13 protein-coding genes and 1 pseudogene are annotated in these 18,160 nt (G+C 59.8%); 5 read left to right on the plus strand and 9 right to left on the minus strand.

Annotated elements, in window-relative coordinates:
* Positions 1-514, minus strand: a pseudogene (locus KBF66_RS11595) (class I poly(R)-hydroxyalkanoic acid synthase); the annotation flags it as partial.
* 100 nt (positions 515-614) lie between these two features.
* Here KBF66_RS11595 and KBF66_RS11600 point away from each other — a divergent pair.
* Positions 615-917 (plus strand): hypothetical protein, encoded by a 303-nt coding sequence (locus tag KBF66_RS11600; protein WP_296656619.1) that lies wholly within the window; start codon positions 615-617, stop codon positions 915-917.
* Here the strand turns inward: KBF66_RS11600 and pgeF are convergent.
* Together pgeF and ycaO are read right to left on the minus strand one after the other, a co-directional pair.
* On the minus strand, positions 843-1,634 hold the full coding sequence (pgeF, locus tag KBF66_RS11605; RefSeq protein WP_296656621.1) for a peptidoglycan editing factor PgeF: 792 nt from the start codon (positions 1,632-1,634) through the stop codon (positions 843-845). The genes KBF66_RS11600 and pgeF overlap by 75 nt on opposite strands.
* Positions 1,624-3,357, minus strand: coding sequence for a 30S ribosomal protein S12 methylthiotransferase accessory factor YcaO (gene ycaO / locus KBF66_RS11610; protein WP_296656624.1), 1,734 nt, complete (start codon positions 3,355-3,357; stop codon positions 1,624-1,626). The genes pgeF and ycaO overlap by 11 nt, the downstream gene beginning before the upstream one ends.
* Positions 3,358-3,497: 140 nt before the next feature.
* Between ycaO and KBF66_RS11615 the strand changes: the two genes are divergently transcribed.
* From KBF66_RS11615 to KBF66_RS11630, 4 genes are all read left to right on the plus strand, one after another.
* Positions 3,498-4,658: a carotenoid 1,2-hydratase gene (locus KBF66_RS11615; protein WP_296656626.1), complete on the plus strand. Its 1,161-nt coding sequence runs from the start codon at positions 3,498-3,500 to the stop codon at positions 4,656-4,658.
* 10 nt (positions 4,659-4,668) lie between these two features.
* Complete coding sequence (locus KBF66_RS11620) at positions 4,669-6,444, plus strand: ABC transporter transmembrane domain-containing protein (RefSeq protein ID WP_296656628.1); 1,776 nt, start codon at positions 4,669-4,671, stop codon at positions 6,442-6,444.
* Between the two features lie 112 nt (positions 6,445-6,556).
* Positions 6,557-6,757, plus strand: coding sequence for a hypothetical protein (locus KBF66_RS11625; protein WP_296656630.1), 201 nt, complete (start codon positions 6,557-6,559; stop codon positions 6,755-6,757).
* 26 nt (positions 6,758-6,783) lie between these two features.
* On the plus strand, positions 6,784-7,095 hold the full coding sequence (locus tag KBF66_RS11630; protein WP_296656632.1) for a hypothetical protein: 312 nt from the start codon (positions 6,784-6,786) through the stop codon (positions 7,093-7,095).
* A 24-nt stretch (positions 7,096-7,119) separates the two neighbouring features.
* Here the strand turns inward: KBF66_RS11630 and KBF66_RS11635 are convergent, their stop codons facing one another.
* The 6 genes from KBF66_RS11635 to nuoL all read right to left on the minus strand — a co-directional run bounded on the left by KBF66_RS11635 (position 7,120) and on the right by nuoL (position 18,156).
* Positions 7,120-11,877 carry an NAD-glutamate dehydrogenase gene (locus tag KBF66_RS11635; protein WP_296656634.1) on the minus strand — a complete coding sequence of 1,586 codons (4,758 nt, stop codon included), beginning with the start codon at positions 11,875-11,877 and terminating at the stop codon, positions 7,120-7,122.
* A gap of 141 nt (positions 11,878-12,018) precedes the next feature.
* The gene (locus KBF66_RS11640; RefSeq protein WP_296656637.1) at positions 12,019-12,471 is read right to left on the minus strand and encodes a DUF1178 family protein; all 453 of its coding nucleotides are present in this window, start codon (positions 12,469-12,471) and stop codon (positions 12,019-12,021) included.
* Positions 12,472-12,497: 26 nt separating this feature from the next.
* Positions 12,498-13,070 carry an NUDIX hydrolase gene (locus KBF66_RS11645; protein ID WP_296656640.1) on the minus strand — a complete coding sequence of 191 codons (573 nt, stop codon included), beginning with the start codon at positions 13,068-13,070 and terminating at the stop codon, positions 12,498-12,500.
* A gap of 52 nt (positions 13,071-13,122) precedes the next feature.
* Positions 13,123-14,613, minus strand: coding sequence for an NADH-quinone oxidoreductase subunit NuoN (nuoN, locus tag KBF66_RS11650; RefSeq protein ID WP_296656642.1), 1,491 nt, complete (start codon positions 14,611-14,613; stop codon positions 13,123-13,125).
* Positions 14,614-14,654: 41 nt separating this feature from the next.
* Complete coding sequence (locus KBF66_RS11655; RefSeq protein WP_296656644.1) at positions 14,655-16,127, minus strand: NADH-quinone oxidoreductase subunit M; 1,473 nt, start codon at positions 16,125-16,127, stop codon at positions 14,655-14,657.
* Between the two features lie 13 nt (positions 16,128-16,140).
* Complete coding sequence (gene nuoL / locus KBF66_RS11660) at positions 16,141-18,156, minus strand: NADH-quinone oxidoreductase subunit L (protein ID WP_296656647.1); 2,016 nt, start codon at positions 18,154-18,156, stop codon at positions 16,141-16,143.
* Positions 18,157-18,160 lie beyond the last annotated feature (4 nt).

Genomic DNA, 18,160 nt, shown 5'->3' on the forward strand with positions numbered 1-18,160 from the left:
GCACGCCCTTGGCAATGCTCTCGCCCTTGGTGTCAATGGCAGTTTGCAGCGCGTCGGCGTTCATGGACAGGAAATTGCTGGGGGCTGCAGCGGCGTTGAGCTGCTCCACCGTGAAGCGGATGCGGGCGCGCGTTTTGTCGTCGGTCTCGACGGCGTCGACCAGTTGGGTCAGCGCCTTGGCGTTGAGCAGATACATGGCCGCGGTGAACGTGGCCATGGGGTTGGCGGCCCAGGCGGGGGCGTTGAAACGACGGTCTTTGATGACCAGTTTGCCCTGCGAAGCCTGTGTCCAGATCTCGGTGGCTTCCTTGAAATATTCTTGCTGTAATTGCTGCAACTTGGCCTGATCAAAGGTGATCTTGGGCGGTGCGGCGGGGGGAGTCATCATCTGGCTGGCCATCGCGCCCAAGTCCATGTTCTGAAACGACTCGAAGGCGTTTTTCCAGCTGTCGGCCATGCTTTGCTGAAACTTTTGCGCGGATTGCATCCAAAGTTGCTGATCGTCTTCTTTCATTGCTTACCCTCTGTGTGCGTGTCAAACGTAAAAGGCGCTAGTATCTTCGCTAACGCATTCGCGATCCTGACAACTTGTTTGAAAAATTTCAGAAAACGCCATGTACATTGTTCCGATCGCCTGGATGTACGTCACCGTGATGATGGCGGTGGCAGAAGCCAGCAGCCCCCAGGGGACGCTGCTGGGGGCCGGCATCACGTTTGTGTTGTATGGGCTGCTGCCGATGGGCATCGTGCTCTACATCATGGGTACGCCAGCACGCAAACGCGCCATCCGCGCCCGTGAGGCGGCTGAACATGCCGCCCATTTGGCCGCCGCGGCGACGGGCTCAAGCAGCGCTGCGCCAGATGGCCACGGCCATGCGGCCACTGACGCGATCGCGCCGGTGCGAAAAGAACCGTGACGATTGGGTGTAGGTGCACCACGGCGGACTGCTGTCATTGCCGTAGATTTGTGAGAGGCCCAGACGGCGCAGGCGCAGGCGCGCCAGGCCAGCCAGGTCGGCCAGCCATTTGCCGCCCCGGGGCCGAAACATCCGGGTCGCATCGGCTTGATGTTCAACAAAGGCAGCACGCACCTCGTCGCCCACTTCAAAGACCTGGGGGCCAATGCACGGCCCCAGCCAAGCTATTGTTTCAGAAGCTTCAATACCACATCCTGATTGCGCTGGAGCACTAAGACACTTAAAGCTTGCTTCCAGAATGCCGACCCCGCCCTGCCCCGCCAAGCCGCGCCAGCCGGCGTGTGCTGCCGCCACGCGCCGACCACAGCGACTGGTCAGCAACACCGGCAGGCAGTCAGCCACCATGATGGTGCAGGCGACGCCGGTCCGGCGGGTCACCGCGGCATCAGCCACGCTGCCTTGGGGCGTGTGGGCGTCAAGCTGGAGCACATCCGTGCCATGGACCTGGTTCAAGAAGACGGGTTGAGCACCCACACGGTCCTGAAAAACCGCCCGATTGGCGGCCACACACGCCGGGACGTCACCGACGTGGTCGCCCAGATTGAGGCTGTGATAGGGCGGCGCCGACAAGCCACCGACGCGCGTGCTGCACACGGCGTGGACGCACGCGGGCGCCGGCCAGTCTGGCAGCAGCCAGTCACCTGCGTCAAACGGCATGCGCGGCGCGCACCTTGTCAAAGGCCTTCAGGAGCTTGTGATGCATCTCGCAACCTTCCAGCGCCAGCCCCGGCGAACTCAGACCCATGAAGCGGTCTTCCTGCATGATCAGCGCATGCGCCTGGGCCAGCGGACCGGCCCCGTAGAGCAGCGACAGGGCGTCGAGGTAGGGCCCGCTGTCGCCCATGTCGGCCAGGTGGATCAGGTTCTGGATGCAGGCGTAGACACGTTTGCGTTGCGCATCGATCTGGTCAAAATTGAGAATCCATTCGCAGCCTTCCAGCGTGGCGGCTTCGTCGCCCACGGCCAGCGCCAGCAGCGTTTTGAGCTCGCCCAGACGCAGGTCGGCCCAGAAAGAGCCGGCGTCGGCGGCCAGGCCGATCAGCCCGGCCACTGGCCGGTGGTCGGCCAGGTTGGCGTCGTTGAGCGTGTCGAGCAGGTCGCTGCATTCCTCGTCGTCCAGGTCAGACAGGTTGAGGATGGCTTCGCGGATCGGGTTGGCCACGCTGTTGTTTTCGAACTCCAGATCGTCCACCGGGTAAATCTCGGACAGACCCGGCACCAGGATGCGGCAGGCGTAGACGCCCAGATGGGTGAAGTCGGCGACATAGATGTCGTGGCCGTCGCGGTGCAGTCGGTCAATGCACCAGGCGTAGTCGGCTGCGGTGCTGTTGCTGAAGTTCCAGTCGACAAACGCAAAGTCGGGTGTATCGCCCAGAAATTTCCAGTGGATGACGCCGCTGGAGTCAACAAAATGAATTTCGATGTTGGTGGAGCTGGCCGTTTCTTCCAGATCAAAGCCAGGTGCCGGAAAACCCGACAACGCATCGAGCGCCCTGCCCTGCAGCAGTTCGGTGAGCGCGCGCTCCAGCGCCACCTCAAAACGCGGATGCGCACCAAAACTGGCAAAACAGCCCTGGTCCTGCGGGTTGAGCAGGGTCACGTTCATCACCGGGTACTGCCCGCCCAGCGAGGCGTCTTTGACCAGAATGCCAAAACCGGCCTCGCGCAAAGCCGCAACGCCCTTGGCAATGCGCGGGTAGCGTGCAATCACCGCATCCGGTACGTCGGGCAGACAGAGGCCTTCGCTGATGATGCGCGATTTGATGGCACGCTCGAAAATCTCGGACAGCGCCTGGGTACGCGCTTCTTGCTGGGTGTTGCCAGCCGACATGCCGTTGCTGACATACAGGTTGCCAATGATGTTGACCGGAAAGTAGACACAGGCACCGTCGCGCTCACGAAAGTACGGAATGGCGCAAATGCCGCGCTCCTGGGCGCCGGAGTTGAAGTCGACCAGGCTGTCCACCTCGACTGTGCCTTGCGGGTTGTACAGCGCTTGCAGCTCAGGGGTGAGCAGGGTGGCGGGCCAGACATCATCTTCGGGCAGGTCAAACCAGCGCTCCTGCGGGAAGTGGACAAAGTCACTGCCGGCAAGCTGCGGCCCGAGGTAGAAGTGGGTCCAGAAGTAGTTGGTGGAGAGGCGCTCGATGAACTCGCCCAGGGCGCTGGCCAGGCAGGCCAGGCGGCTCGCTCCCTTGCCGTTGGAAAACAGCAAGGGGCAGTCGCGATCGCGAATGTGGACCGACCAGACGCCGTCGACCGGGTTGAGCCAGCTGCGTTCTTCAATATGGAAGCCCAGGTGCTGCAGCTTGCCCTGCAGCGTGCTGATGGTGGACTCGAGAGCGGCGTCTTTGCCAGGAATATAGGTGGTGTTGTGCATGGGGGCAGCATAACAGCCCGGCGCGCGTAACCAAACCCCCTGCGCCTGACAGCAGTGCCGTGTCGGGTGCACCTTAACCGCTCAGCCCGCCGGACAAGGCGGATGTCCGTACACTGTGGCTAACCCACCTTTGTCCGCAATTGCAAACTTTGCCGTTTACACGCATCCCGCGCCGCCAGTTGCTGCTTGGCGCAGTGGTCTGTCCGCTGGCGTTGGCCCGGGCCGCCGGGCAGCAAACAGACACCGGCGCTGGCCCCGCCGTGTTGATCAAGCGGCCGCTGCAGTTTCCGCGCGACCTGGGCAGCCACCCGGAGACAGCCATTGAATGGTGGTATGTAACGGGTGCGCTTCAGGCTGGTGCACGGCCGTTTGGCTTTCAGCTGACGTTTTTTCGCGCGCGGGTGCCCGGCACCCAGACCATGCAGTCGGGCTTCGCCGCGCGGCAGCTGATTTTTGCCCACGCAGCACTCACCGACCTGCAGGGTCAGCGCCTGTTACACGACCAGCGCATTGCGCGCAGCTCCGGACGGGCCGGTGTGGATCTGGCGTCCAGCAGCACCGCCGACACCGATGTCTGGCTGCGCGACTGGTCGCTGCGGCGCGATGCGGCGCGGTACCTGGCACAGGTGCGGGGGGCAGATTTTGGTTTTGCACTGACTCTGCAGCAAAGCCAGCCGCTGTTGCTGCAGGGAGAACAGGGCTGGTCGCGCAAGGGACCCGAAGCGACGCAGGCCAGCTTCTATTACAGCGTGCCGCAGTTGCAGGTGCAGGGCGACGTCCGCCTGGCCGGCCAGAAGCTGCCGGTCAGCGGGAGGGCCTGGCTGGATCATGAATGGAGCGAGTCGTTCATGCACCCGGATGCGGTGGGTTGGGACTGGGCCGGCATGAACCTCAACGATGGCGGTGCGTTGACGGTATTCCGGCTGCGCAACCGAGAGGGCGAGACGCTTTGGGCGGGTGGGTCGTGGCGGGGTGCCGGGCGCCATGAAGTGCGGGTGCTGGCGCCTGAAGACCTGCTGTTCAGGCCGGGACGCCTGTGGCGCAGTGCGCAAACCGGTGCTGGCTACCCGGTTCAATGGCACGTCAAGCTGCGCCTGCCAGGGCTGACTGGCAACGCTGCCAGCGACGACTGGCGGAACCTGCAGGTGCGCGCGTTGCTGGACAATCAGGAACTCGACAGCCGCAACTCAACCGGCGCGATCTATTGGGAAGGTTTGAGTGAACTGCTCGATGAACAAGACCAGCCACTGGGGCGTGGCTATCTGGAGATGACCGGATACGCCAGCCCGTTGCGACTGTAAGAATAGCCACATGCCTGACAAGAGCAACCCAACACGCCCGACCAGATCACTCTCAGGTCTGTGGCCGTTTCTGCGCCCGTACCGTGTGCAGATCGCACTGGCCCTGCTGTTTCTGGTGGCTGCTGCCTTGGCTATGCTGGCGTTTCCGCTGGCACTGCGCAGCCTGATCGACGGCGGGGTGTTGCCGGGCGGCCAGGCGGCACAGGTGGTGTCCATGCAGCAACATTTTGCGGCGATGTTTGGCGTGGCGGTGGCGCTGGGCGTGTTTTCAGCGCTGCGGTTTTACATGGTGAGCTGGCTGGGCGAGCGCATCAGCGCTGACCTGCGCTGCGCCATCTACGCCCACGTGTTGCGGCAGAGCCCCGAGTTTTTTGAGACCACCCAGACCGGCGAAGTGCTGTCGCGTCTGTCCGCCGACACCACCCTGGTACAGACGGTGGTGGGATCCTCGTTGAGCATGGGGCTGCGCAATCTGGTAATGGGTGCAGGGGCACTGGCCATTCTGGTGTGGACCAACCCGGTGGTGATGTTGCAGGTGCTGCTGGTGCTGCTGCTGATCGTTGCGCCAGCGGTCTGGTTTGGGCGGCGGGTACGCCAACTGTCACGCGCCAGCCAGGACCGGGCCGCCGACTCCAGTGCGATGGCAGCGGAGGTGCTGAACGCGATTGCGGTGGTGCAAAGCTACACCGCAGAGCAGCGTGAAACCGAGCGCTTCACAAGAGCCAGTGATGCCGCGTTTGAGGTGGCAACGCGGCGCAGCCGGGCACGCTCGACGCTGGTGGCTTTTATCATCATTGCCACGTCCGCCGCCTTGCTGTGGGGCTTGTACCAGGGCACGCAGGCGGTGATGGCCGGGCGCATCAGCGCTGGCCACCTGGGCCAGACGGTGGTGTATGTGATGATTCTGGCCGGTGCCTTTGCCGTGTTGGGCGAGGTCTACGGCGACCTGCTGCGCGCCGCCGGTGCCACCGAGCGGCTGATGGAGTTGCTGCACCACCAGGCCACCATTTTTTCACCAAAAAATCCGGCTCAAGCGCAGATGGGACGGTCGGGAAGTGCTATTATTTTCGATAATGTTGGTTTTTTCTACCCGTCACGCAAGGGACAGCCAGCCTTGGACGGGTTCACGCTGGCAGTGGCACCCGGTGAAACGGTGGCGCTGGTTGGGCCGAGCGGCGCGGGCAAGAGCACGGTGTTCCAGCTCCTGCTGCGTTTTTATGATGCCCAGAACGGGCGCATTCTGATCGATGGCACACCGAGCAAATCATTGGCGCTGGCCGACTTGCGCCAGCGCATCGGCATCGTGCCACAGGACGCGGTGATTTTTTCGAGCAATGCGCGCGAGAACATCCGCTACGGTCGGCCTGAGGCCACGGATGCCGAGGTTCTTGCGGCGGCGCAGGCGGCCTATGCGCACGAGTTCGTCTCGGGGCTGCCGCAGGGCTACGACACGTTTCTGGGTGAACGCGGCGTGCGCCTGAGTGGCGGCCAACGCCAGCGAATCGCCATTGCCCGCGCCATTCTGAAGAACCCGCCGCTGCTGCTGCTGGACGAGGCGACCAGTGCGCTGGACGCTGAGAGTGAACGTATGGTGCAGGCAGCGCTTGAATCGGCCATGCATGACCGCACCACGTTGGTGATTGCGCACCGGCTGGCCACCGTGCAGAAGGCAGACCGGATTGTGGTGATCGACCAGGGTCGGCTGGTGGAACAAGGCACACACGCACAACTGGTGGCGCTGGGTGGCGTCTACGCGGGGCTGGCGGCGCTGCAGTTTCAGGCGTAGTTGTCTGATCTGAAAAAAAAGTCACAAGCCCGGCGGTGTCAATTCACCGGGGGTGATTGAACTTTGGCCAGCAGACTCGTAAACTACGAATTGCACCCAAAAGGAGTCCCAAATGAACGTTTCAGGCAGTACCAGCACACCGGTTCAGTCGACTCAACAACCGACCCGGTCACAAACACGTCAGCAGAATGAGGTGCAGAGTAAGCCGCAGGAGCCCACGCCTCCGCCAAAAAATAACGCTTACCAGCAGCCCACGCCCGTGGTGAATACCCAAGGCCAGACGACGGGGCGCATTCTCAACGCCACGGCCTGACCACGGCTGACCGTGTCGGTGTCACCATGGTTGCCCTAGCAGCAATCAGCAGCGCCACGCCATCGCTGCAATCGTCATTGATGCGCAGTCGTCTGGAAGCGGCCAAGCGTGAGGCTGATCAGGCGCAGGCCGAGGTGGACCAACTGCGCAATCAGGTCAGCCAGGCAGAGGCAAATCACCAAAAACGCCAGGATCAGGTGCGTCGCCTTGCCAGCGAGGCTGATCCGACTTACGCCGCCAGACTCCAGGCCCGGCAGCCCAGCAATTCAACCACGGCGCAAAGTCTGGTGAGCGGTTCGACGGTGTCAACCGGACGCATTGTCAACACCAGCGCCTGAGCTGGCGCTGGCGGCTCGCCGAGTTCAAGCCAGATGACGCAGCTCGCGCAACGCCACCGAGATGGGTGCCAGGTCGGCGTTGTGTGATGCGACCGTTTGCAGCAACTGGGCAATATGGCTGATCTGCGAGGCATGCTGGGTGGCCCAGGCGTCGATGGTGCCGTGGTTGGCCAGCACCATCTTGCTGATCTGCCCGGCAATGGCGTACACATCATCACGCGCGCTGGCACGTGCCTGGGTTTGCCACAGGCTGTCGGTGGGCAGGCGTTTGATCTGGGCGCGCCAGTCCGCCAGGCCCAGCTTGGTCTCCAGCGCAAAATAAGTGCGTGCAGCTTGCTCCAATGACACCTTGGCGAGATCTGCCAGATCGACCAGATCGAGCGCCGGGAAGATGAACTCCAGCGCGGTGAGGTTTTGCGCCAGATCGGCCGCGACCCCGGCCTGTACAAGCTGCTGTGCGGCTTGCTGCCACTGCGTCTTGGCAGGTTCGGGCAACCACGATGCCAAGTTGGCACGCAGTTCGGCGGCACTCGGCTGGTAGCGCGCGATCAGTGTTGGCAGGTCACCGCCCTTGGCCCGCAGGCGCAAAATCCAGCGCGAGGCGCGCTGCGCCATCGAGAGCAGCTGACCCAGGAGTTCCAGTTGCAAAGCACTGGGTACCCGCAAATCCAGCGCATCAATCTGGTCCCACAGCGGTTCGAGCGCGAAAATTTCCCGAGCCAGGGTATAGGCGCGTACCACATCGGCGGTACTGGCCGCCGCCTCGGTCGACAGAAAGTTGATAAAGGTAGCCCCGGTGCGGTTGATCACCGTGTTGGCCACAAAGGTGGCGATGATCTCGCGACGCAGCGGATGACGTGCCATCACATCGGCAAAGCGGGCCGACAGGGCCTGCGGAAAGTAGGCGCTCAGGGTGCGGTTGAAATAGGGATCGTCGGGCAGGTTGCTGGCCACCAGATCGTCAAACACGGCGATCTTGGCGTAAGCCAGCACCACGGCGCCTTCGGGCGCGGTCAGCCCGGTGCGGGCCGTGCGCCGACGTGCAATTTCTTCGTCACTCGGCAGGAACTCGATGGCGCGGTGCAGTTTGCCTGCACCTTCCAGCGATTGCATCAGGCGTTGCTGGGCATCGAGCACATACAGGGGACGCTGGCAGGCCACGTCCAGCGCCTGGGTCTGGTAATAGTTGTCGGCCAGCACCAACTGCGCAACCTCGCCGGTCATCGAGGCGAGCAGGTCATTGCGCTGTTTGAAGGTCAGGTCACCCGCCTCGACCACGCGGTCGAGCAAAATCTTGATGTTGACTTCGTGGTCCGAACAGTCGACACCGGCCGAGTTGTCGATGGCGTCGGTATAGATGCGTCCACCGGCCTGGGCAAATTCGATGCGACCCAGCTGGGTGCAGCCCAGGTTGCCCCCTTCTACCAGTACCTTGCAGCGCAGTTCATTGCCGTTGACCCGGAACGCATCACCGGCCTTGTCACCGGCCTGCTGATGGGATTCGCACGAGGACTTGACGTAGGTGCCAATGCCGCCGTTGTAGAGCAGGTCAACCGGCGCCTTGAGCAGTGCATTGAGCACCTCGACCGGGCTTAACTCGGCGCTCGCAACGCCAAGCACCGTGCAGGCCGCATCGGACAGCCGGATGGATTTGGCGCTGCGTGGGTACACGCCCCCACCCGCTGAGATCAGTCGCTTGTCGAAGTCGTCCCAACTCGAGCGGGCAAGGCCGAACAGGCGTTGGCGTTCGGCAAAGCTGCGCGCGACATCAGGTTGCGGATCAATGAAGATGTGCCGGTGATCAAACGCGGCGACCAGACAGATGTGTTCGGACAGCAACATACCGTTGCCAAACACATCGCCGGACATGTCGCCAATGCCGACCACGGTGAAAGGGCTGGTCTGGGTGTCGCGCCCCAGGGCTCTGAAGTGGCGCTTGGTGGCTTCCCAGGCACCGCGCGCGGTGATGCCCATTTTCTTGTGGTCGTAACCGACCGAGCCACCCGAGGCAAACGCATCGCCCAGCCAGAAGCCGTAGGCCGCCGAGATGCTGTTGGCAATATCGGAGAAGCTGGCAGTGCCTTTGTCGGCAGCGACCACCAGGTAAGGGTCGTCCGGATCATGGCGCACCACGTCGACCGGTGGCACCACCGTGCCATGGACCAGGTTGTCGGTGAGGTCGAGCAGGCCGGACAGGAACATTTTGTAACAGGCGATGCCTTCGGCCATGGTGGCGTCGCGGTCGGCCGGGTTGGGCGGATTTTTCAGGACAAAACCACCTTTGGAGCCGACCGGAACAATCACGATGTTCTTGACGTGTTGCGCCTTCACCAGGCCCAGTATCTCGGTGCGGAAGTCTTCGCGCCGGTCTGACCAGCGGATACCACCCCGCGCCACCTTGCCGTTGCGCAAATGCAAGCCCTCGGTACGGGGCGAATAAACCCAGATCTCGAACATCGGCTTGGGATCAGGTACCCCGGGCAGCTGGTGCGGATCGAACTTGAAGCTGAGGTAGCCCTTGGGTAGCCCAGCCGGACTGCGCTGCCAGGCGTTGGTGCGCAAGGTGGCACCAATGGCACCCAGAAACTGCCGCAGGATGCGGTCTTCGTCCAGACTGGCCACTTGCGCCAGTTGGGCATGGATTTGCGCGATCAGGTTCTGCTGTGCGACGCCTCGATCGCCCGCCTGGGCGGGGTCAAAACGCGCCGCAAACAGGTCGTACAACAGCTGGGCGATATCCGAGTTCCTGAACAGTGCACCCTCGATGTAACTTTGGCTGAAGGCAAAACCCAGCTGCTTGAAATAGCGGGTGTAAGCGCGCAGTACAGCAATGGCGCGTGCGTCCAGTGCGGTCTGCAGCACCAGTTTGTTGAGGTCATCGCTGTCGACATCACCCTGCCAGACCTGCATGAAAAGCGACTCAAACCGCGAGCGGATGCGGGTGACATCCGTATCGGCGGCAAACTGCAGGCCAAGGTCGTGCAGCCAGTATTCACCGGCAGTGTTGTCGACGACCTTGTAGGGGTGCTCGTCCACCACGCGGGCACCCATGCGCTCCAGTACAGGCAAAGAGTCTGACAGCGCAACCTTGCCAATGCGATAGATCTTCAGGCGCATTTCGCCGGCACCAGCGTCCAGAGGCCGGTAGAGTTTGACAGCAGTCGGTCGCTCAGGCGACAAGTCGGCCAGCATCACCACGTCGTCGGCTGCCACCGCGCCGGAAAAGTTCTCCTGATAGGCACCAGGAAAACCGTTGGCAAACCGCGATGCCAACGCCAGGCCCTGACTCTCGCCATGCACATACAACAGCGTGCTTCGGCACTCGTCTTCCCAACGCTGAGCCAGCCGGGCGATGCGCGCCTCCAGAGCCAGCAGGTCAGGGGCTGCCGGCGCATCGGTGCCGGCTCGCACCAGGTAATGCACCCGCGCCATTGGGTTGTCGGTGAGCATGGGGGTGAACTCAATGGACTGTCCGCCCAATGTGCGAATCAGCTCTTCTCCAATGCGCGTGCGCAGCTCGGTGTGGTAGCGGTCGCGTGGAACAAATACTTGCACCGACGTGAATCGGCCAAATGGGTCACGCCGGGCAAACAGCCGCGTGCGCTGACGCTCCTGCAGGCGCAGGATGCCGATCGCGTGGGTGATCAGCGTGTCGGGATCGACCTGAAACAATTCATCTCGCGGATAAGCGTCGAGAATGGCCTGCAAGGACTTGGCGGCGTGACTGTCGGGCACCACACCGGCGCTGTGCATCACCAGGGCACAACGCTGGCGAATTTGCGGAATCTCGGACACCGGTGCGGCATAGGCTTTGGAGGTGTAGAGCCCCAGAAACCGCGACTCACCCACCAGCTTGCCCGCATCGTCAAACCGTTTGACGGCGATGCAGTCAAGCCATGCCGGTCGGTGCACGGTCGAGCGCGACATGGCCTTGGTGAGCAGCACCAGCTGATCTGACTTGAGGTAGATCTGCGCATCAGGGGGTAACACATTGACTGCGCTGCGAGGCTCACCACGCAGGATGCCCAGCCCCGTCTCAGGCAAAGCCACCAACTCGATGTCGTCACCAGTACGCTGCAAATCGTATTCGCGGGCACCCAGGAAGGTGAAATGGCGGTCCTCCAGCCAGCGCAGGAAATCAACCCCTTCCTGTTGGGACGCCGTCAATAACCCAGGTTGGCAGGAACTGGCGCACAGTCGCTGCAGCCGGGCAAGCATCTGGCTCCAATCAGTGACTGCGGCGTGGACATCGCCCAGCACACCTGCCAATTCGAGCGCCAGCGCCTGGCGCTCAGCAGCTTGCACGATGCGGTCACACTCAACAAAAATCAGTGACTTGACAGGTTCGCAATGCTGGCCGTCGGTGGCCGCGAGTTGAGTCCTGGTCAACCGTCCGCCCGCATCGCGCGTCAGCACCAGCAGGGGGTGAACGATCCAGTGGGCCGTCCGGGCACTGCGATTGACCGCCATGGCAACCGAATCAACCAGAAAAGGCATGTCGTCATGGGCGATCTGGATCACGGTGTGTTCGCTGGTAAATCCATCTTCCGCCAGATCAGGATTGAAGACGCGGATGCGTGCGCCATGGCGGTTGGGTACGCTATCGAGCAAGCGCAGATGCGCCTGGGCAATGCCGAACAACTGTTCGGTGCTGCGCGCCTGCAGTTCGTCGGGGTCGGCGTTTTCAAAGTAGGCTAAAACAAACTCCGTCAACTCTGCAGCCATGGCTCCAGCATTGTCCAGGGTGTAACTGCGAAGGTTGGCAAGTGCGACATGACTCATTGTTGTCTCCTGTGTTCCGAACGTGCGCAGAATTCTAGGCAGCCCGCGACCATCGCGTGCGCCGCTGAAACACCGCGCATTTAACTATGCAAAAGACACATAACCACATCGACGCGGTGCGGCGTGACCAGAGGGCCTCTGCTATTGCAGCGGGTTTTTCAAGGATTCAGGCAAGGCAAAGGGCAACACGGCAATGCCCTCTTCCAGCAGTGCGACCGCCTCAACCGGGCTCGCGATACCCCGAATGGCACGCTCAGGCGCTTCGCCGTAGTGCATCCGACGCGCCTCGCTGACGAACTGTTGGCCGACATCGTCCGTATTGGCAACAATTTTCCGAGCCATTTCAAGCCACTGTTTCTGTGCAATCAGATCCTGTGGCGTTGACTCGGGTGTGGGGGGGATCGGGCCTGGGTCGCTGTCCTGCCGGGCGCCGAAGTTGAGTCGAGGCGCACTCAACCGTTTGCTGATGTACCCGTCGCCACACAAGGGGCAGACCAGCATTTGTGTTGCGCACTGGGACTGAAAGGCATCGTCCGATTCAAACCAGCCCTCAAACACATGCTGGGCGGCACATTGCAGGTCAAAGACGATCATGGGTTGATGCTCGGACCGGGCGCAGTTCAGTCCGACCAATCCAGCGGCCAGGCACCCGTCTGCAAGTTCTGCAACCACAATGCCGCGGTAAGCGTTTTGGCGTCCGTCACGCTGCCATCGCGACACCAACCCAGCAACTCAGACAAGCTCGCGGTGAAAACATCCAGCCGTTCACCCTGATCCAGGGAACGCTCGCCGGCCGACAAGCCGCGGGCAAACCAGATGTCGATGCGCTCGGTTGAATAGGCCACCACCGGATGCAGACATCCAGCGTAAGCCCACTGACTGGCCATATAGCCCGTTTCTTCACGCAACTCGCGCTTGGCGCACAGCAGTGAGGCTTCCCCCGGATCGATCTTCCCGGCCGGAAACTCAATGATGACCCGACCGACCGGATAACGAAACTGTCGCTCCATTACCAGACACATATCGCCCTGCTCTTCAAGCAACGGTACCACCATGACCGCGCCAGGGTGGACCACATACTCGCGGGAAGCCACAACCCCGTCACTCAATTCGACCGAGTCCTTGTAGGCCTGAAGAAAATCGCCCTGGAATAGCTGAACGCCGTCCAGCTTCTTTTCGAACAGATGCCGCATCGGGTCAGACTTTCAGCAGATCAGGCCACGCCAGTCGTCACGACCCTGAAACTCAGCTGGTCAACATTTTTGCCACGGCGCCGGCACACAGCGTCATCAAGCCGCCTGGCACCAACCCCAACAGCAACAGCAACCCTCCGTTGAGGGTCAAAACCGCCCGCACATCCAACGCAGCGGTCACGGCCGGTTGGGTCGACACCGGTGCGTCAAAATACATCACCTTGACCACTCGCAGGTAATAGAACGCGCCCACCAGCGACATCATGACAGCAAATACCGCCAGAGTTACTGACATGGCTCCACCGGAGGACAGCAGCGCCTGCAACACAGCCAATTTGGCATAAAACCCGACCATGGGTGGAATGCCGGCCAGTGAAAACAGACACATGGCCATGATCCCGGCATAAAACGGACTACGCTGGTTCAATCCCGCAAAGTCTGCAATTTCCTCACTCTCAAAACCCTGACGCGACAACAGAAGGATCACACCAAAACTTGCCAGCGTGGTCAGCACGTAGGACACCACGTAAAACATGGCAGATCCATAGGCACCACCAGCTGCTTGCGTGTGCCCATTGATCACACCGGACATGAGACCAATCAGCACAAAACCCATGTGGGAAATGGTCGAGAACGCCAACATGCGCTTGATGTTGGTTTGCGCAATGGCGGCGAAGTTACCAATGACCAGCGAGGCCATCGCCAGTACCATCAACATTTGCTGCCAGTCGACGGCCAAGGGCAACAGCCCTTCAACCAGAATCCGGATGAAAACTGCAAAGGCGGCCAGCTTGGGTGCCCCCCCGACCAGCAGGGTGACCACGGTCGGGGCACCTTGATAAACATCCGGAATCCACATGTGAAATGGCACAACGCCAAGCTTGAACGCCAGACCTGCCACGACAAAGACCAATCCAAAGACCAGAATACGATGATCAGCCTTGCCGGTGTTGATGGCAGCAATCACTTCGTGCAAATTCAGAGAACCGGTGGCCCCATATAGCATCGACATGCCGTAAAGCAAAAAGCCTGACGCCAATGCACCCAAAACAAAATACTTCATCGCAGCCTCGATGGAGACCGGGTGGTCACGACGCAACGCGACCAATGCATAACTTGACAGCGTCAGCAACTCGATGCCCATGTAGATGACCAGGAAGTTATTGCCTGAAATCATCACAAACATGCCAAGCAGAGAAAAAAGACTCATGCTGAACAGTTCGCCACCGCGCAACATATCGCGATCAGCCGCGTAGGCGCGTCCGTAGACCAGAGTGACCATCACTGCCACGGTGGCAAACGCCTTGAGCCAGTTGCCCATGGCATCACTGACCACCATGTTGTCAAAACCATAGATGGTTTGCCCCGTCAGGGCATAACTTACCAGCAGACCGGCTACCGCCGCCAGTGAAAACAGCGTCAGAACGTAGGTAGGGGTCCGCCCTTTGCCTTTGACACCCAGATCAAACATGGCAATCACACAAGCCATGATGAAAAGAAGCATCTCCGGATAAACAGCGATCAAACTGAGTTTGTCAATCATGTCAATCTCTTATTGGGGTGAAGCCACAGGCGCAACGGCCATCACAGCTTTGACTGAGCCACATGCTTGAGCAATTCGGCCACGGAAACATCCATCACGTCCGTCATGGGTTTGGGATACAGGCCCATATACAAAACCGCGATCGCAAGAAGACTCAAAAAGAAGAACTCGCGGGCGTTGATGTCAGAAAGGTGCTTGACGTGGTCGTTGCCCACCGGACCCAGGTAGACCCGCTTGAACATCCACAAGGAGTAAGCTGCACCAAAAATCAGGGCACTGGCAGCCGCCATGCCAACCCAGAAATTGAACTTGACGGCACCCAGGATCACCATCCACTCACCGACAAATCCGGCGGTTCCGGGCAAACCACAGTTCGCCATGAAGAACAACAGGGCAAAGGCGGTGAACTTTGGCATGGTATTGACCACCCCACCGTAACTGGCAATCTCACGGGAATGCACCCGGTCGTACAACACACCAATGCCAAGAAACATGGCCGCTGAGACAAACCCGTGCGAAATCATTTGCACAATCCCACCGGCAACCCCCAGATCGCTGAAGATGAAGAAACCCAGCGTCACAAAGCCCATGTGGGCAATGGATGAATAGGCGACCAGTTTCTTCATGTCCTTCTGCACCATGGTCACCAGGCCGACATAAATGACAGCGGCCAGGGACAAACCGATCATCAAACCCGCCCACTCATGTGAGGCATCAGGGGTGATGGGCAATGAGAAACGCAGGAAACCATAAGCACCCAGTTTGAGCATGATGGCAGCCAACACGGCCGAGCCGCCAGTGGGTGCCTCAACGTGTACATCAGGCAACCAGGTATGGACGGGCCACATTGGAACCTTGACGGCGAAGGCGGCCAAAAACGCAAAAAACAGCAAGGTCTGCTCGTTCCGGTCCAGCTTGAGCTTGTGCCAGGCCAGCAGGTCAAAACTGCCAGCCGACGCGTTGTAAAGATAAATCAGCGCGATCAGCATCAACAAGGAGCCGAGCAAGGTGTAAAGAAAGAATTTGAAAGCCGCATAGATCTTGTTTGGCCCACCCCAGACACCAATGATCAGGTACATGGGGATCAACGTTGCTTCAAAAAACACAAAAAACAGCAACCCATCCAACGCACAAAACACGCCAATCATCAAGCCGCTAAGGATCAGGAACGCCCCCATGTACTGATTGACTCGACTGGTGATCACCTCCCAGCCCGCAATCACCACAATCAGGTTGATGAAAGCCGTCAACAGCACAAACCAGATCGATATGCCATCAATTCCGAGTTGGTAGTTGATGTGGAACCGCTCAATCCAGGGCGCCATCTCAGTGAACTGCATCGCCGCCGTTGTGGCGTCAAACTGCAGATACAGCGGAATGGTCACCAGCAGGCTGACCAGAGCACCGATCAGGGCAATCCAACGAACCATGTGTGCCTGATCATCACGACCAAACGACAAAAGTACCACACCGAAGAGGATCGGTGTCCAAATAGCCAGGCTCAGCAAACCCATTTTTATATTTCTCCTATTTGAGCCAGACGAAGTACGTCATCAGTACAAAGACGCCCAGTGCCATCGTCAGTGCGTAGTCATACAGGTAACCTGTTTGAACTTTGCGCACCAACCCGGAGAACCAGCCAACTATTCGCCATGAACCGTTGACACACGCCCCATCAATGAGGGTCTGATCTCCCGCTTTCCACAGAACGATGCCCAGTCCACGCGCACCCGCAGCAAGGACGTTCTCATTGAACCAGTCCATGTAGTACTTGTTGTCCAGCAGCGTGAAGATCGGCATGATGCGTTTCTTGATCGCTGTCGGAAGCGCAGGATTCACCATGTACATGTAATACGCCATGACGACCCCCGCCAGAGCCAGCCAAAACGGTGCGGCCGAGAAACCATGAAGTGCCAATTGCACTGGTCCATGAAACTCCTCACGCAAGACCAACATGGCTCGATGAACTTCGGCATTGACGAAAATTGCATCCTTGAAGAAGTCACCAAACAGCATCGGGCCAACGGTCAGGAAGCCAATGACCACCGACGGGATGGCCAGCAATACCAAGGGCAAAGTGACCACCCAGGGGGATTCGTGGGGTTTTCCCGGTGCATGATGGTGATCGTGCCCATGTCCATGGTGGGCGTCCGGGTTCTGATCAAAACGCTCCTTGCCATGGAACACCAAGAAATACATGCGGAACGAATAGAACGCCGTAATAAAAACACCGGCCATCACCGCAAAATGTGCAAATCCGGCTGCAGGAAGCTGGCTGGCGTGTACCGCCATGATAATTTCGTCCTTGGAATAAAACCCGGAAAAGAACGGCGTACCGATCAGGGCCAGTGAACCCAGCAGCGAGGTGATCCACGTCACCGGCATGTATTTGCGCAGCCCCCCCATCCAACGAATGTCCTGGTTGTGGTGCACACCGATGATGACCGAACCGGCCGCCAGAAACAGCAGCGCCTTGAAGAAGGCATGTGTCATCAGGTGGAACACCGCCACCGAATAGGCCGAAGCACCCAATGCAACGGTCATGTAGCCCAGCTGCGACAGGGTCGAGTAGGCCACCACACGCTTGATGTCGTTTTGAATGATGCCCAAGAAACCCATGAAAAGGGCGGTGATGCCACCAATTACCAAAACCAGGTTCAAGGCGGTATCACTCAATTCGAACAATGGCGACATCCGGGCCACCATAAAAATGCCAGCCGTCACCATGGTCGCCGCGTGGATCAAGGCAGAAATGGGCGTCGGGCCTTCCATCGAATCAGGCAACCACACGTGCAGCGGAAATTGTGCTGACTTGCCCATGGCGCCGACAAACAGGCAAATACAAATCACCGTCACCAGCATCCAGTCCGTGCCCGGCAGAAGCAACTTGGACAATTCACCTGACTTGGCAAAAGCCTCACCGTAGTTCAGGGTTCCCGCATAGGCCGCGATCAACCCGATGCCCAGGATGAAACCAAAATCGCCGACACGATTCACCAGAAATGCCTTCATATTGGCAAATATCGCCGACGGCTTGTTGAACCAGAATCCAATGAGCAGGTAGGAAACCAGACCAACCGCCTCCCAACCAAAGAACAGTTGCAACATGTTGTTGCTCATGACCAGCATCAACATGGAGAAGGTGAACAGCGAAATGTAGGAGAAGAACCGGTTATAGCCCTCATCGTCTGCCATGTAGCCAATGGTGTAGATGTGAACCGCCAGCGACACGAACGTCACCACGCACATCATCATGGCACTCAGACCATCGATCAGGAAGCCGACTTCCATTTTCAAGCCGCCTACCACCATCCACGTGTAGAGGGTTTCATTGAATCGCGCACCGTCCAGGGCCACACTCTTGAGCACCAACGCCGAAAGCACAAAGGACAGGAGGACACCGAAAATGGTCACGGAGTGGCACATGCGCCGACCCAGCGCGTTACCGCCGAACTTGGTACCCAGAATACCGGCAGCCAAGGCACCAACCAAAGGCGCAAGGGGCACAGCCAGCAATGTCGCAACAGAAAGGGTTTGACTCATTTGA

The organism is Rhodoferax sp. (assembly GCF_018063565.1).
In the GTDB taxonomy this organism is placed as follows: Bacteria; Pseudomonadota; Gammaproteobacteria; order Burkholderiales; family Burkholderiaceae_C; genus Rhodoferax.